The organism is Pseudomonas agarici (assembly GCF_900109755.1).
Taxonomy (GTDB): Bacteria; Pseudomonadota; Gammaproteobacteria; order Pseudomonadales; family Pseudomonadaceae; genus Aquipseudomonas; species Aquipseudomonas agarici.
Genome location: NZ_FOAR01000034.1, coordinates 1 through 14714, shown reverse-complemented (window position 1 = coordinate 14714; position 14714 = coordinate 1). Strand labels below are relative to the sequence as shown.

At 56.1% G+C, this 14714-nt stretch carries 14 protein-coding genes and 1 rRNA gene; 10 read left to right on the top strand and 5 right to left on the bottom strand.

Annotated features, from left to right (window positions below):
• Positions 1–100: 100 nt before the first annotated feature.
• The 3 genes from mrcB to BMX68_RS22790 are packed head-to-tail and all read left to right on the top strand — an operon-like array spanning position 101 to position 3517.
• Complete coding sequence (mrcB, locus tag BMX68_RS22800) at positions 101–2425, top strand: penicillin-binding protein 1B (RefSeq protein ID WP_017133056.1); 2325 nt, start codon at positions 101–103, stop codon at positions 2423–2425.
• A 16-nt stretch (positions 2426–2441) separates the two neighbouring features.
• The gene (locus BMX68_RS22795) at positions 2442–3179 is read left to right on the top strand and encodes a tetratricopeptide repeat protein (RefSeq protein WP_017133055.1); all 738 of its coding nucleotides are present in this window, start codon (positions 2442–2444) and stop codon (positions 3177–3179) included.
• The gene (locus BMX68_RS22790) at positions 3179–3517 is read left to right on the top strand and encodes a YqcC family protein (RefSeq protein WP_017133054.1); all 339 of its coding nucleotides are present in this window, start codon (positions 3179–3181) and stop codon (positions 3515–3517) included. The genes BMX68_RS22795 and BMX68_RS22790 overlap by 1 nt, the downstream gene beginning before the upstream one ends.
• Positions 3518–3676: 159 nt before the next feature.
• On the opposite strand, the gene BMX68_RS22785 is transcribed toward BMX68_RS22790, so the two are convergent.
• The 5 genes from BMX68_RS22785 to BMX68_RS22765 all read right to left on the bottom strand — a co-directional run bounded on the left by BMX68_RS22785 (position 3677) and on the right by BMX68_RS22765 (position 7671).
• Positions 3677–4312 carry an FMN-binding negative transcriptional regulator gene (locus BMX68_RS22785; RefSeq protein ID WP_017133053.1) on the bottom strand — a complete coding sequence of 212 codons (636 nt, stop codon included), beginning with the start codon at positions 4310–4312 and terminating at the stop codon, positions 3677–3679.
• A gap of 12 nt (positions 4313–4324) precedes the next feature.
• Positions 4325–5176, bottom strand: a complete 852-nt coding sequence (locus tag BMX68_RS22780) for a TauD/TfdA dioxygenase family protein (RefSeq protein WP_026013293.1) — start codon at positions 5174–5176, stop codon at positions 4325–4327.
• A gap of 42 nt (positions 5177–5218) precedes the next feature.
• Entirely contained in the window at positions 5219–6223 is a 1005-nt protein-coding gene (locus BMX68_RS22775; RefSeq protein WP_017133051.1) for a TauD/TfdA family dioxygenase, read from the bottom strand.
• 27 nt (positions 6224–6250) lie between these two features.
• Positions 6251–6865 (bottom strand): FcoT family thioesterase, encoded by a 615-nt coding sequence (locus BMX68_RS22770; RefSeq protein WP_083400866.1) that lies wholly within the window; start codon positions 6863–6865, stop codon positions 6251–6253.
• A 380-nt stretch (positions 6866–7245) separates the two neighbouring features.
• Positions 7246–7671, bottom strand: a complete 426-nt coding sequence (locus BMX68_RS22765; RefSeq protein WP_017133048.1) for a DUF4124 domain-containing protein — start codon at positions 7669–7671, stop codon at positions 7246–7248.
• A gap of 401 nt (positions 7672–8072) precedes the next feature.
• Between BMX68_RS22765 and BMX68_RS22760 the strand changes: the two genes are divergently transcribed.
• The 7 genes from BMX68_RS22760 to BMX68_RS22725 all read left to right on the top strand — a co-directional run.
• Positions 8073–9797, top strand: a complete 1725-nt coding sequence (locus BMX68_RS22760; RefSeq protein WP_026013292.1) for an acetolactate synthase 3 large subunit — start codon at positions 8073–8075, stop codon at positions 9795–9797.
• A 1-nt stretch (position 9798) separates the two neighbouring features.
• A complete protein-coding gene (ilvN, locus tag BMX68_RS22755) occupies positions 9799–10290 on the top strand; it encodes an acetolactate synthase small subunit (RefSeq protein WP_017133046.1) in 492 nt (163 codons plus the stop codon).
• 47 nt (positions 10291–10337) lie between these two features.
• Positions 10338–11354 (top strand): ketol-acid reductoisomerase, encoded by a 1017-nt coding sequence (gene ilvC, locus BMX68_RS22750; protein WP_017133045.1) that lies wholly within the window; start codon positions 10338–10340, stop codon positions 11352–11354.
• Positions 11355–11497: 143 nt separating this feature from the next.
• On the top strand, positions 11498–12355 hold the full coding sequence (pssA, locus tag BMX68_RS22745; RefSeq protein WP_017133044.1) for a CDP-diacylglycerol--serine O-phosphatidyltransferase: 858 nt from the start codon (positions 11498–11500) through the stop codon (positions 12353–12355).
• 63 nt (positions 12356–12418) lie between these two features.
• On the top strand, positions 12419–13432 hold the full coding sequence (msrP, locus tag BMX68_RS22740) for a protein-methionine-sulfoxide reductase catalytic subunit MsrP (RefSeq protein WP_017133043.1): 1014 nt from the start codon (positions 12419–12421) through the stop codon (positions 13430–13432).
• Complete coding sequence (gene msrQ, locus BMX68_RS22735) at positions 13432–14058, top strand: protein-methionine-sulfoxide reductase heme-binding subunit MsrQ (RefSeq protein ID WP_017133042.1); 627 nt, start codon at positions 13432–13434, stop codon at positions 14056–14058. The genes msrP and msrQ overlap by 1 nt, the downstream gene beginning before the upstream one ends.
• A 540-nt stretch (positions 14059–14598) precedes the next feature.
• Positions 14599–14714, top strand: a 16S ribosomal RNA gene (locus tag BMX68_RS22725); the annotation flags it as partial.

Genomic DNA, 14714 nt, shown 5'->3' with positions numbered 1-14714 from the left:
TCGGAAAATTCAAGGCCGCTATTATGGCTGCTCGGGCGAGTGCTGCAAACCGCTGGAGCGTGCATGTTGCTCATGAATAAAGTGCGTATAATCCGCGCCCATGACTCGTACTCGATCCCCGCGTTCCAAACTCAAACCTGCCTCCCGCGGCCTTCGTCCCTGGCTCGGCTGGGTGCTCAAGCTCAGTCTGGTCGGCCTTGTGGTGCTGGCCGGCTTCGCCATTTACCTCGATGCCGTGGTGCAGGAGAAGTTCTCCGGCAAGCGCTGGACTATCCCGGCCAAGGTCTATGCCCGGCCGTTGGAGCTGTTCGTCGGCCAGAAACTGAGCAAGGCGGATTTCCTGACTGAACTCGATGCCCTTGGCTATCGCCGCGAGGCGGTGGTCAACGGTCCGGGAGCGGCGGCGGTCAATGGCAACACGGTCGACCTGAATACCCGTGGCTTCCAGTTTTACGAGGGCATGGAAGCGGCGCAGCCAGTGCGTGTGCGTTTCTCCGGCGACTATGTCGCCGAACTGTCGGCGCTCAATGGCTCGAAACTCTCGGTAGTGCGGCTTGAGCCGTTGCTAATCGGTGGCCTGTACCCGAAAAATCTCGAGGATCGGATCCTGATCAAAATCGATCAGGTGCCGCCCTATTTGCTCGATACCCTGGTGACCGTCGAGGATCGAGATTTCTATCATCATTTCGGTGTTTCGCCGAAGTCGATTGCCCGGGCGATCTGGGTCAATACTTCGGCGGGCCAGATGCGCCAAGGCGGTAGTACATTGACCCAGCAATTGGTGAAGAACTTCTTCTTGACCAACGAACGCAGCCTGAGTCGCAAGCTCACGGAGGCCATGATGGCCTTGCTGCTGGAACTGCACTACGACAAGAAAGAGATTCTCGAAGCCTATCTCAACGAAGTCTTTATCGGCCAGGACGGCCAGCGCGCCGTACACGGTTTCGGCCTGGCGAGCCAGTTCTTCTTCAGCCAGCCGTTTGCCGAATTGAAGCTGCATCAGGTTGCGTTGCTGGTGGGGATGGTCAAGGGGCCGTCCTACTACAATCCGCGTCGTTATCCCGAGCGTGCCCTCGAACGGCGTAACCTGGTGCTCGATCTATTGGCACAGCAGGGCGTGGTGCCTGTCGAACAGGTCGAGGCAGCGAAGAAGATGCCGCTGGGCGTCACCAAGCGCGGTAGCCTGGCCGACAGCTCGTTCCCCGGTTTTCTCGATCTGGTCAAGCGTCAGTTGCGCGAAGACTATCGTGACGAAGATTTGACCGAGGAGGGGCTGCGGATTTTCACCAGCTTCGATCCGATCTTGCAGATGAAGGCCGAAGCCTCGGTCAATGAAACGTTCAAGCGTCTGGCCGGTCGCAAGGGTTCGGAGGATGTCGAAGCGGCAATGGTAGTGACCAACCCGGAAACCGGTGAAGTCCAGGCTATGATCGGCAGTCGTCAGCCCGGTTTCGCCGGCTTCAACCGGGCGCTGGATGCGGTACGCAATATCGGCTCGCTGATCAAGCCGGCGGTCTATCTGACCGCACTGGAAAAACCGAGCCAGTACACGCTGACCAGTTGGTTGTCGGATGAAGGTTTCTCGGTGAAAGGCGCGGATGGCCAGGTCTGGAAACCGCAGAACTTCGATCGCCGTTCCCACGGCACGGTTTTCCTGTATCAAGGGCTGGCGCACTCCTACAATCTGTCGACGGCACGCCTGGGTCTGGAGGTCGGTGTACCGAACGTACTCAAGACGGTCGCCCGATTAGGGATTACCCGTGAGTTTCCCGCTTATCCATCGATATTGCTGGGGGCCGGTGGCATGACCCCAATGGAAGTGGCAACCATGTACCAGACCATCGCCAACGGCGGCTTCAATACGCCGATGCGCGGTATCCGCAGCGTCTTGACGGGCGAGGGCGAACCGCTCAAGCGCTACCCGTTCCAGATCCAGCAACGCTTCGATCCGGGTTCGATCTATCTGATTCAGGCGGCGATGCAGCGGGTGATGCGCGAGGGGACCGGGGCCAGTGCCTACAATGTGCTGCCAAGAACCCTGACATTGGCGGGCAAGTCCGGCACCAGTAACGACTCCCGTGACAGTTGGTTCTCCGGTTTCAGCCAGGACCTGCTGGCAGTGGTCTGGCTGGGGCGCGACGACAACGGCAAGACGCCGTTTACCGGCGCCACCGGTGCCTTGCAGGTCTGGACCAGTTTTATGAAGAAAGCCGATCCGCTGCCGCTGGACATGCCACAGCCGGATAATATCGTTCAGGCCTGGGTCGATCCGCACACCGGGCAGGGCTCCGATGCCAATTGCCCGGGTGCGGTGCAGATGCCGTATATTCGCGGTAGTGAACCCGCGCCAGGTGCGGCTTGTGGTGGTGCGGTGCCTGCGCCGGCCACCGAAGTGATGGATTGGGTCAAGGGCTGGTTGAATTAAGCGAAGAGGGTTTGCAGTGAACAAGTGGTGGTTTCCAGCTTTTACGGCTCTGGCTTTGCTCGGCGGTTGCTCGAGCGTGCCCCATGGTTCGATCCCTGTGGTCGATTCCGGGACTGCCGTCTCCAACAATGATCGGATTTCCGCCAACGGCGGTTTCCGCCAAACCATCGTCAAGCGCACCGCGCCGAACCAAGCTCAGGCCGTTGCGCAGGATTCCGGGGTGGTGGTGATGATTCCGGGGGGAGGCGCGGCGACTTCCGCGCCGATCAGCAGCGAACCCTGGACACCTGGCCCCGCCACGTCAGGGCCGATGACTCCGGGAGCACAGGACAGTGCGCCGATCAATCAGGGCAGCTACAACATGCCCAGCCAGGTGACGCCCAGCGGCGTGCCTTCGGGCAATGTCGGTGGCCTGTCGGCCGATGAGCAGTTGGATGGTCCGGTCCTGGCGCTTCTGACCACGGCCCAGCAGCAGCAGTCCAGCGGTGACCTGAACGGTGCCTCGTCAAGCCTGGAGCGGGCCCAGCGCGTGGCCCCGCGTGAGCCGCAAGTGCTTTATCGCCTGGCGCAGGTACGGATGGCCCAGGGCGATGCCCCACAAGCGGAACAACTGGCACGTCGTGGCTTGAGCCTTGCCAATGGTCGACCGGATTTGCAGGCCAGCCTCTGGGGCCTGATCGCCCAGGCTCGGGAAAAGCAGGGTGATGCGGCTGGCGCGGCCTTGGCGCGACAGAAGGCCAAGGTCAGTCTCTGATGGACGGGCGTTTGCTGTTGATTGCCGACCAGTTGCTGCTGATCGAACGTGAGTTGCGCATCCAGGGCTGGTGGGATGAACTACCGCCTCCCGCGCAGGCTCTGGCCAGTGTCGAGCCTTTCAGTGTCGACACACTGGAGTTCGAGCAATGGTTGCAATGGGTTTTCCTGCCGAAGATGAAGATCATTCTCGAACAGAATCTGCCGCTGCCCAACGCCTCGGGTATCCTGGCCATGGCCGAAATGGTCTATGCCCAGCGTCCGGGCCAGGGCCGAACGTTGCAGGAGTTGCTGGCACGGTTCGATCAGTTGATCAGCGAATCGCCCCGAACCGGCTGACATAAGTGTGGCGAGGGGCTTGCCCCTATTGGGCTGCGAGGCGACCCCGAAACCTCTGATCGCGGTGCTTCGGGGCTATTTATTAGTGAACAAGTCACGGCCATTCTGGTGGGTAAGGGGCCGTCGAGACGGCACCCTGACCTTGTGGCACAGAACCGCTTATCGCAGATGTTCTTCCATTATTTCAGCCACTGCCGCTGGTTTCTCATGGTTTTCACGCCTGAGCCCCTCGATTGCGCCCTTGCGGTCTTCTGTGGATGCGTATTGGCTCATCTTCCATTTCCCTTGAATGTGTTCCACCGGAATTTCAAAACCGACAACGCCATGGGCCATCGCGTGTATGTGATCTGACGGTGCCTGTGCGGGGCTCCAGGGATAAGCTCGCCCTGACTCGTGCCGTGCGGTTTGGCGGGTAAGGAGTTCCAGTATTTGCTCCTCCTCCTGGAAAAATCGAATCGTGCCGCGAATGTGTATGGCCGTGTAGTTCCAGGTCGGGACTGAACGACCTGTTTGTGCCGTACTGGGGTACCACTGAGGTGAAATGTACGCATCGGGCCCAAGAAACATCACGATCGCTCGGTTGTCGACTGACAATGGCTGGAACTGGGGGTTGTTGCGCGACAGGTGCCCCAACAGACGTAGTGACCCCTCTTCGTTTTCGTCGAGCAACATTGGGATATGGCTGATTTCTAGATCTGAGTCGTTAAACGTTACAAGCGTACCGAACCCAACCTGGTTCACGGCTGCTCGTAACACGGCCAGATCTTTTTCCTCGAATAGCGGTGGAAGATACATGGAGAGCCCTTTTTAAGCGTAAAAGTCTTTGTTGTCATAAACACCGATGCGATAGCTCACACTTTTCTCGCCCTTGGCCAAAGCCGAAGATCGATGCAAAGTGGTTCGGTTGTCCCAAATCAACAAATCGCCCTCTTCCCAGAGGTGTTTGTAAACATGCTCAGGCTTTTCAATAAAGCGAATCAGCGCCTGGAGCGCTGCCGCGCTGTCCTCGGCAGACATATCAGCGAGACTCACGGTAAAGCCACTGCTGATGTACAGTGCCTTTTTACCGGTGACAGGATGGGTGATAACCGCTGGATGTCTCACGGCAGGTGCCATTTGCTCTTTTTCTGCGAGCAGCTCACTGATCGAGCGATCAATGTCTTCTTCTTGAATCTTGTAACGCCATTTACCTTCGTGAATGGCATCACGTCCCGTGATCAGTTCGCGCAGTGAATCGGGTAGCGTTTCATAGATTGCCACCATGTCTATATATTCCGTTGCCCGACCGCTTGCCGATATCTGCGGCAGCAGGGTGGTCAGGGGCAAGGGCGCACTCAGAAACTGGCAGTCGGTGTGCCAATATTGTCCGGTTCCTGATACTCCGACCTTTCTGCCATTCTCGGGCATGTTTGACGAGACAAAGATCTCCGGGTGGTCCGGGTGATGATAATTGGCCTGTGGGTAGATTTGTGGCGTGCCTAACATGCGCGAAAAGTTCACGTAGTCTTGTTTGCTGAGTGTCTGTTGTTTGACAACAACCAGTTTGTGTTCATAAACCAGATCCAGCAGTCTGGCGCTGTCTTGAAACGTCAGAGACAATATATCGACATGGTTGATCGACACACCCATCGTGTTATTCGATAGCCTGGAAATATGCATAAAAGAATCCTTCTTGATTAAGCGATTTCTCGAGATCGAAAATCAATCGATATTAAAATCGGCGGCACGGGCGGGTTGGCGAAACGAGGCAAGTATCGAGCGTTGACCGGAAAAGGGCTTTCTGCCATGAGACGCTAACATGTTGTCAATATAGAGCATATCACCCGTCTGCCAGGAGATATCCAGCTCATGTTCTTCGTAGGCACGGCGAATAAGATTAATGGTGGAGTCAGGAATAATGCCACCATCGGCGAACTGAGCATCTTGCCACAGGTCGCCAGGCCGTTGCGGTTCCGGCGCGTTAGGGTAAACACGGCGCATGATATCCAGCCAATAGGCCGGGTGCCACAGTACCAAAGTGTTGAAGAAGACAGACTCACCGGTCTCGGGGTGTTGACGTACCGCAGGCCCCAACTGCCTAAGCTGAAGAGTGGTGTCGTTTTTCCATTGAGTTTGAATATTATTTTTCTCACAAAACGCGTCGATAACCTGACGATCGGTTGTGCCAAATGTTTCTTGGATGGATTTATAAGGTACGCGTGCTGAATAGTTTCTCACGTATCGAATGCCTCGTGTATTTAATTCATCACGAACTTCATCAGGCAAGCATTCAAGTATTCGGCGGGCATCACAAACGGTTGTCGCTCCTCCCTCACTAGGGGCTTTTTCGCAGAAGAACATCACCCGCATCGGCCATGTGGATGAATAGGACATTTCATTATGGGAAGCCAGACCGACTGCGGGTGGCAAGTCTGTCGATGTGAACACATCTTCCTCAACCAGATGTCTGGGGCCAATACCGCCGGTGTAGTCGATGGCATCCGGTTCCAACACGCGGCCCACGGCGCCAAACTGCCGCCTGTTCAGCTCCAGGCCGCGAATTTGGATAGCGCCGTGCTTCAGTAGAGCCTCGCGCAAGGCGGTACGATGTTCGCGCGCCCATTCGTCTGCCGGTACATTGGCGGGTGCATGGACCAGGAGGAATGGGTGTTGATAAGACAATCGCTCGGCAGTCAAATTACCAAAGCGAAGAGTAGAGAGGGTCATTGCAACGTCCTTGATAGAAGAGGTGAATCAGTGAAACGGAATCGCAAACATGACTTCACCATAAGCACTATTGTTATGCTCACCAAAGCCGAACTCCGCTTTGCAGAGAATCAGGCCCATTTTTTTTGAGACGCTTTTCCAGCGCAAACTTCCGCGAAAGTCGCGGGCATCCAGGGCCTGGCGAAAGCGTGAAGAAAGCGAAACGATAAAAATTTTCGCCAATTGCTTTTCTTTAAAAGTGTCTAGGTCAAAGCTCCCAAGAGTGGTCCAGAAGGGGTGCGCATTGGGTGTCGATACAAAATCTGCAAACAGAAGATAAGACATCTGGTTCAGGCAGATATTGGCTTCGACAGCATTGAAATGACCGGTTGATTCAATATAGAAGGACTTTGGGATGGAGAATTCCGCACTGAGCACAATGTCGGATGTTTTGCTGGAGGTAATTTTGTATGCAGATTTCAAGTATCGGCATTCAGTGGTATAAGGTCCCAATGCTAAGATCGTGACGCTTTCGGCAATGGCTGTTTTGGTTAAGTCTGTATATTCATGTTGTCCTCCGAAATAATAAGGTTCGCATAAATAGTTCCTCAAAGATGCGTTTCCTTGAGTTATTGAATCTTTATCGTCGTTGGTTAGGGTCATGCTATAACAAAAAACAGTTGATTGACAGGGTGTTTCTGTTTTTGATGAGGGTCGGATGGTTTTAAAACATGGAGTAGGCTACCTGTTTAAGTTTGATTGTTCATGGTGTCGAGGGGGATAAGTTTCAGGTGTTGGGTTTATCTTCATAAAAGCCAACGGGGTTTTTGTGAATAAAATAGATGCTGAGTGGTGAAAAATTTAATAAAGTTCCATCATCGCTGATCTGTCAGCAGCGCGACGACGCCAACCGGGTATTTTTTGCGGTCGTCTGTACCTATTGCGCTATCTAATCGGGTGACGGCCCCCATTCAGCTTTAGCTTGACTGCTCCGCGGTCGACGGAGCGAAGCGGCGCTCCTGCAAGCGCCTTCGCCACAAGATTCAAGAACAGTTCTCTTCAATCGCCTTGCGCGTTTCAATCAATCGGGTCTGGCGTTCTTCTTCGGTCAGGCGCCGCGGTTCTCCATTGACTTCCTCTCGTACCCGCGGATCGTTCTGCAATCGCGCCAGATTGGTCCGCGCCTTGTCGCAGAACACCTTGAGCATGGCATCTCGCTCGGCCAGACGTTTCTTGACCTTGGCATCCACGGCTCGCTGATCGCCCACTGGGCTGCTGGCCGGAACCTGCGACCTGGGCGGCGCTGGGGGGGCGATTGTCGGGGTGACCACGCTGACCGGTTGTCCCGGTGGTGGTTGGGCGTCGAAATGGGTGACCCCCTGGGCGTCGACCCATTTGTAGATCGAGGCGGCCTGGCACAGGGGACTCAAGGCAAGCAGCAGGCTGCCTATGAGAATGCTTGTACGCATCAGGTTTCCTTGTCAGACGATTTAACCGGCAACCTAGCATATTCCTTCGAGCAAGGTTTTCTTCTACTTTCTCATGCGCTTAGTTCGAAGAAAGCGCACAGATGACTTGACTTGGGCGAGGCGAATCAGAACAATCCAAAGTCCGCTGTAGAGGGACTGCCAGAAGCAGGCCCATTCGGCAGATCATGAGGCGCACATCCGCGCCGACCTGTTACACCCGCAACGCGTTACCTCGCGCTGGGTGGGAACCCCCGCAACACTTGGGGTACTCCCAATACTTGCTCAGTCAGTGCTGACGTAGTCGGCGACCACCGTCGCTCATGCTCTGTCGAGAAGTAAACCTATTAAGACCCGTCTCCAGCGTTTGTAGACGGTATTCTGGCGTTTTAGAGGTGAACAACGTGGAGCTTTTATCTGGCGGTGAGATGCTCGTCCGCTTTTTGCGTGACGAGGGCGTCAAATATATCTATGGGTACCCGGGTGGTGCTCTTCTTCATGTCTACGATGCCCTGTTCAAAGAACCGGAAGTGACCCATATCCTGGTTCGTCACGAGCAGGCTGCGACCCATATGGCTGATGGCTATGCTCGTGCCACCGGTAAAGCCGGTGTGGTACTGGTGACTTCCGGTCCTGGCGCAACCAACGCCATCACTGGTATCGCCACGGCCTACATGGACTCCATTCCGATGGTGATCATCTCCGGTCAGGTGCCGAGCACCCTGGTCGGTACCGATGCATTCCAGGAAACCGACATGATCGGTATCTCCCGGCCGATCGTGAAGCACAGCTTCATGGTCAAGCACGCGTCGGAAATCCCGGAAGTCATGAAGAAGGCGTTCTACCTGGCGCAGTCCGGCCGCCCTGGTCCTGTCGTTGTCGATATCCCGAAAGACATGACCAACCCGGCCGAGAAGTTCGAATATATCTTTCCGAAAAAAGCCAAGCTGCGTTCCTACAGCCCGGCAGTACGTGGTCACTCCGGTCAGATCCGCAAGGCAGCCGAGATGCTCCTGGCCGCCAAGCGTCCTGTCCTCTACTCGGGCGGCGGCGTGGTCCTGGGAGGTGCTTCGGCACCCTTGACCGAACTGGCCAAACTGCTCAACCTGCCGGTGACCAACACCCTGATGGGGCTCGGGGCGTACCCTGGCACCGACCGTCAGTTCGTCGGCATGCTCGGCATGCACGGCAGCTACACCGCCAACCTGACCATGCACCATGCCGATGTGATCCTGGCCGTCGGTGCGCGCTTCGACGACCGTGTCATCAACGGTGCTCCGAAGTTCTGTCCGAACGCCAAGATTATTCATATCGACATCGACCCGGCATCGATCTCCAAGACCATCAAGGCAGACGTGCCTATCGTTGGGCCGGTGGAGAGCGTGCTGATCGACATGGTCGCGGCCCTCAAGGAAATCGGCGAGACGCCGAACCAGGAGTCGGTGGCCAACTGGTGGAAGCAGATCGACGAATGGCGCGGTGATCGCGGTCTGTTCCCTTATGACAAGGGCGATGGCAGCGTCATCAAGCCGCAGACGGTGATCGAAACCCTGTGCGAAGTGACCCAAGGCGATGCCTTCGTGACCTCCGACGTGGGCCAGCACCAGATGTTCGCGGCCCAGTACTACAAGTTCAACAAACCCAATCGCTGGATCAACTCCGGTGGCCTGGGCACCATGGGTTTCGGTTTCCCAGCGGCCATGGGCGTGAAATTGAGTTTCCCGGATGTGGATGTCGCCTGCGTTACCGGCGAAGGCAGTATCCAAATGAACATCCAGGAACTGTCGACCTGCTTGCAGTACGGCCTGCCGGTGAAGATCGTCAACCTGAACAACGGCGTTCTTGGCATGGTTCGCCAATGGCAGGACATGAGCTATGGCAGTCGCCATTCGCACTCGTACATGGAATCACTGCCTGACTTCGTCAAACTGGTCGAAGCCTATGGTCACGTCGGTATCCGTATTACGCAGCTCAAAGACTTGAAGCCGAAGATGGAAGAAGCGTTCGCCATGAAGGATCGCCTGGTGTTCCTCGATATCCAGGTCGATACCAGCGAGCACGTCTATCCGATGCAGATCAAAGATGGCTCCATGCGCGATATGTGGCTGAGCAAGACGGAGCGTACCTAACATGCGGCATATCATTTCCCTGCTTCTGGAAAACGAACCTGGCGCTCTGTCTCGGGTGGTTGGCCTGTTTTCGCAACGCAACTACAACATCGAAAGCCTGACCGTGGCCCCGACCGAGGACCCGACCTTGTCGCGTCTGACGCTGACCACCGTGGGGCATGATGAGGTCATCGAGCAGATCACCAAGAACCTGAACAAGCTGATCGAAGTGGTCAAGCTGGTCGACCTGTCGGAAAGCGCTCATATCGAGCGTGAGCTGATGCTGGTCAAGATCAAGGCCACCGGCGCCCAGCGCGCCGAGATAAAACGCACTACCGATATTTACCGCGGGCAGATCGTTGATGTCAGCGCCAGCGTTTATACCGTGCAATTAACCGGTACAAGCGACAAGCTGGACAGCTTCATCCAGTCGATCGGCACGGCGGCGATTCTGGAAACCGTGCGCAGCGGCGTCACCGGGATTGCCCGTGGCGACAAAGTACTGAGCATCTAACTTAATTTAGCGAATGGCCGTATGGCCTGGATATAAAGGGGTATTTCATGAAGGTTTTCTACGATAAAGACTGTGACCTGTCGATCATCCAGGGCAAGAAAGTCGCCATTATCGGTTACGGCTCCCAGGGCCACGCGCAAGCTTGCAACCTGAAGGATTCCGGCGTCGATGTTACCGTCGGCCTGCGTAAAGGGTCGGCCACTGTTGCCAAAGCAGAAGCCCACGGCCTGAAAGTGACTGACGTTGCTTCCGCTGTTGCTGCTGCCGACCTGGTGATGATCCTGACCCCGGATGAGTTCCAGTCGACGCTGTACAAGAACGAAATCGAGCCGAACATCAAGAAAGGCGCCACCTTGGCCTTCTCCCATGGCTTCGCCATTCACTACAACCAGGTAGTGCCGCGCGCCGACCTCGACGTGATCATGATCGCGCCGAAAGCTCCGGGCCACACCGTGCGTTCCGAATTCGTCAAGGGCGGCGGTATCCCTGACCTGATCGCGATCTACCAGGACGCTTCGGGCAACGCCAAGAACGTTGCGCTGTCCTATGCCGCTGGCGTGGGTGGTGGCCGTACCGGCATCATCGAAACCACCTTCAAGGACGAGACCGAAACCGACCTGTTCGGCGAGCAAGCCGTTCTGTGCGGCGGTACCGTCGAACTGGTCAAGGCCGGTTTCGAAACCCTGGTTGAAGCGGGCTACGCGCCAGAAATGGCCTATTTCGAATGCCTGCACGAACTGAAGCTGATCGTTGACCTCATGTACGAAGGCGGTATTGCCAACATGAACTACTCGATCTCCAACAATGCCGAATATGGCGAGTACGTGACCGGCCCTGAAGTCATCAACGCCGAATCCCGCCAGGCCATGCGCAACGCTCTGAAGCGCATCCAGGACGGTGAATATGCGAAGATGTTCATCAGCGAAGGTGCTACCGGCTACCCATCGATGACCGCCAAGCGTCGTAACAACGCCGCTCACGGCATCGAGATCATCGGTGAGCAACTGCGCTCGATGATGTCGTGGATCGGGGCGAACAAGATCGTCGACAAAGCCAAGAACTAAGTTCAAGGCCTGTCTGGAGAAACGCGGCTTCGGCCGCGTTTTTTCGTTTAGGCGGCCGCTTCTGGTATAAAGTTGAATCGTTTTGCGGCCGATCTCGGTCGCGAACCTCTGTCGAATTTTTTCACCGTTGCAAGGTATTGTCCATGAGCGAACGTCCCGAAGAGCCGAGCCAGGCTCCCGACGCCGAAAGCCTATTGCCGATCGATGAGCATGTCGAAGAAGGACATGACGCCGAAGGCCGTAAAGTCCGGCATCGTGGTATCTATCTGCTGCCGAATCTATTCACTACCGCGAACCTGTTCGCTGGTTTCTACGCGATCATCAGTGCGATGAGTGCGCAAAGTGCCGCCAGTGCGGGGGATCCTGTTGGCGCGAGCAAGTATTTCGCGTTTTCCGCGATCGCGATCTTCGTCGCTATGGTCCTCGATGGGCTGGATGGGCGCGTGGCGAGAATGACCAATACCCAGAGCGCCTTCGGTGCCGAGTATGACTCACTGTCCGACATGGTCGCGTTCGGTGTGGCGCCAGCGTTGCTGGCCTTCGGTTGGGCACTGGGCGATATGGGCAAGGTCGGTTGGATGGTGGCCTTTATCTATGTGGCCGGTGCGGCCTTGCGCCTGGCGCGCTTCAATACTCAGGTCGGCACTGCGGACAAGCGTTACTTCATTGGTCTGGCCAGCCCCGCCGCGGCCGGTGTGGTGGCGGGTACAGTCTGGGCCTTCAGCGACTACGGTATCCAGGGTTCGAAGATGTCGTTCCTAGTGGCCTTACTGGTGGCGGCTGCCGGGATGTTGATGGTCAGCAACATCAAGTACAACAGCTTCAAGGAACTGGATCTCAAGGGGCGTGTGCCGTTTGTCGCAATCCTGGCGGTGGTGCTGGTGTTCGCTGTGGTATTCAGCGATCCACCGCGGATCCTGTTACTGATTTTCCTCGCCTATGCGGCTTCCGGTCCTGTTCAGTACCTGCTACGCCTGCGTCGTCATAAAAGCGTCGAGTGATGTAATTTCCCTTACACTCCGTAGTCTATTGGTGCATCACTCGCCCAATACTGCGGAGTTGCCATGCTGATCAAGCTTTCCAGGACTTCCGACTCCAAGGAATCGGAAGTCACCCCCGAGTCCCTCTATCTTTCTCGTCGCGCCGTGCTGGGTAGTTCGCTTGCCGGGCTGGCGCTTGGCAGTCTACCGCGTTGGGCCAGTGCGGCCGAGGTAGCGCGTTACGCCGATGCGGAAGTGGGCAATGCACCGTCCTGGTTTGCCGGTAAGCTGGCAGATACCCGCTGGGGCGCCGTGACGGTCAAGGATGAAGCAATCACGCCCTACAAGGATGCCACGCACTACAACAATTTCTATGAGTTCGGTACCGAAAAGGGCGATCCGGCGCGGAACGCCGGATCGCTGAAAACCGAACCCTGGTCAGTGGTGATCGATGGTGAGGTCGGCAAGCCCGGGCGTTATGCACTCGAAGACTTCATGAAACCTTATCAACTGGAAGAACGGATCTATCGCTTACGCTGCGTCGAAGCCTGGTCGATGGTGATCCCATGGATCGGTTTTCCAATCTCCGCGCTGCTCAAGCAGGTCGAGCCCACCTCCAAGGCCAAGTACATTCGCTTTGAAACGCTGCAGGATCCCAAGAGCATGCCAGGGCAGCGCTCCAGTTTTGCCTTGATCGACTGGCCCTATGTCGAAGGCTTGCGCCTGGATGAAGCGATGAATCCGTTGGCGATCCTTGCCGTGGGTATGTATGGTCGGGAGCTACCGAATCAGAACGGTGCGCCGTTGCGTCTTGTTGTGCCGTGGAAGTATGGCTTCAAGAGCGTCAAGTCCATCGTGCGCATCAGTCTGGTGGCGGAGCAGCCGCAAACCACCTGGCAGCGCATCGCTTCGGATGAGTATGGCTTTTATGCCAACGTCAACCCGACGGTCGATCACCCACGCTGGACCCAGGCCCGGGAGCGCCGGCTGCCCAGTGGTCTGTTCAGTCCCAATGTGCGCGAGACGCAGATGTTCAACGGCTACTCGGATGAGGTCGCTTCTTTGTATACCGGTCTGGACCTGAGGAAGAACTACTAATGCGATATCCATTCTTGCGTATAGGCTTCTTTATCGGGGCGGCGATCTGGCCATTGCTCTGGCTGTATCAGGCGTGGACACTTACCCTGGGGCCCGATCCCGGAAAGGTACTGGTTGACCGATTGGGCTTGGGGACGCTGATTCTGCTAATGATCACCCTGGGGATGACACCGTTGCAGAAGTTGAGCGGCTGGCCGGGCTGGATTGTGGTACGGCGCCAAATAGGGTTGTGGTGTTTCGCTTACGTGGTGCTGCATCTGTCGGCATACCTGATGTTTGTCCTCGGGTTGGATTGGTCACAGTTGGGTGTCGAGTTGCGCAAGCGGCCCTATATTATTGTGGGGGCCTTGGGCTTTCTTGGCCTGCTGGCGCTTTCCGTGACGTCGAACCGCTACAGTCAGCGTCGCCTGGGCGCGCGCTGGAAGAAATTGCATCGTCTGGCCTATGTGATTCTCGGATTGGGCTTGCTGCATATGTTGTGGATCGTGCGGGCTGATTTGAAGGAATGGACGATGTATGCCGTTATCGGTGCGCTGCTATTGGCATTGCGCATCCCTGCGTTGGCGCGGCGAATTCCGCGCCTTGTGGCAAAGAGGCCTCCCGTTGCGGCAACGCGATCCTCGTAGGCGTCGGCTTGCAGGCGCTGCCGTTCTTATGACAGAAAGATGAAAATAAGGGTTGACGGTAGCTTCCATGGGCCTATAATTCGCCCCACTTCCGACGCGGTCTAAACGAAAAACTCCTTTTTATTCAGTGAGTTAAGTAGATTTAGATCGGTGCGGTCTTCAGTTCATCGAAGCCCGGAAGCGCTGTAAAAGAGGTGTTGACAGCAGCGTGTAACGCTGTAGAATTCGCCTCCCGCTGATGAGAGATCGACAGCGCAAGTGGTTGAAGTTGAAGCGTTTTTTGAACGAAAAGCCTTGAAAACTTCTCAAATAATCACTTGACAGCAACTGGCGCTGCTGTAGAATGCGCGCCTCGGTTCAGCGAACAGCTCAACCCACCGCTCTTTAACAACTGAATCAAGCAATTCGTGTGGGTGCTTGTGGAGTCAGACTGAATAGTCACTAGATTATCAGCATCACAAGTTACTCCGCGAGAAATCAAAGATGTAACCAACGATTGCTGAGCCAAGTTTAGGGTTTTCTCAAAACCCAAAGATGTTTGAACTGAAGAGTTTGATCATGGCTCAGATTGAACGCTGGCGGCAGGCCTAACACATGCAAGTCGAGCGGATGAAGGGAGCTTGCTCCCGGATTCAGCGGCGGACGGGTGAGTAATG

What these genes read in the sequence shown, in the direction of transcription:
- BMX68_RS22790 (WP_017133054.1), top strand. Translation starts at nt 3,179, where the DNA reads ATGGACGGGCGTTTGCTGTTGATTGCCGACCAGTTGCTGCTGATCGAA.
- msrP (WP_017133043.1), top strand. Translation starts at nt 12,419, where the DNA reads ATGCTGATCAAGCTTTCCAGGACTTCCGACTCCAAGGAATCGGAAGTC.
- BMX68_RS22770 (WP_083400866.1), bottom strand. Translation starts at nt 6,865, where the DNA reads ATGACCCTAACCAACGACGATAAAGATTCAATAACTCAAGGAAACGCA.
- BMX68_RS22765 (WP_017133048.1), bottom strand. Translation starts at nt 7,671, where the DNA reads ATGCGTACAAGCATTCTCATAGGCAGCCTGCTGCTTGCCTTGAGTCCC.
- pssA (WP_017133044.1), top strand. Translation starts at nt 11,498, where the DNA reads ATGAGCGAACGTCCCGAAGAGCCGAGCCAGGCTCCCGACGCCGAAAGC.
- BMX68_RS22775 (WP_017133051.1), bottom strand. Translation starts at nt 6,223, where the DNA reads ATGACCCTCTCTACTCTTCGCTTTGGTAATTTGACTGCCGAGCGATTG.
- ilvC (WP_017133045.1), top strand. Translation starts at nt 10,338, where the DNA reads ATGAAGGTTTTCTACGATAAAGACTGTGACCTGTCGATCATCCAGGGC.
- BMX68_RS22785 (WP_017133053.1), bottom strand. Translation starts at nt 4,312, where the DNA reads ATGTATCTTCCACCGCTATTCGAGGAAAAAGATCTGGCCGTGTTACGA.
- BMX68_RS22780 (WP_026013293.1), bottom strand. Translation starts at nt 5,176, where the DNA reads ATGCATATTTCCAGGCTATCGAATAACACGATGGGTGTGTCGATCAAC.
- ilvN (WP_017133046.1), top strand. Translation starts at nt 9,799, where the DNA reads ATGCGGCATATCATTTCCCTGCTTCTGGAAAACGAACCTGGCGCTCTG.
- mrcB (WP_017133056.1), top strand. Translation starts at nt 101, where the DNA reads ATGACTCGTACTCGATCCCCGCGTTCCAAACTCAAACCTGCCTCCCGC.
- msrQ (WP_017133042.1), top strand. Translation starts at nt 13,432, where the DNA reads ATGCGATATCCATTCTTGCGTATAGGCTTCTTTATCGGGGCGGCGATC.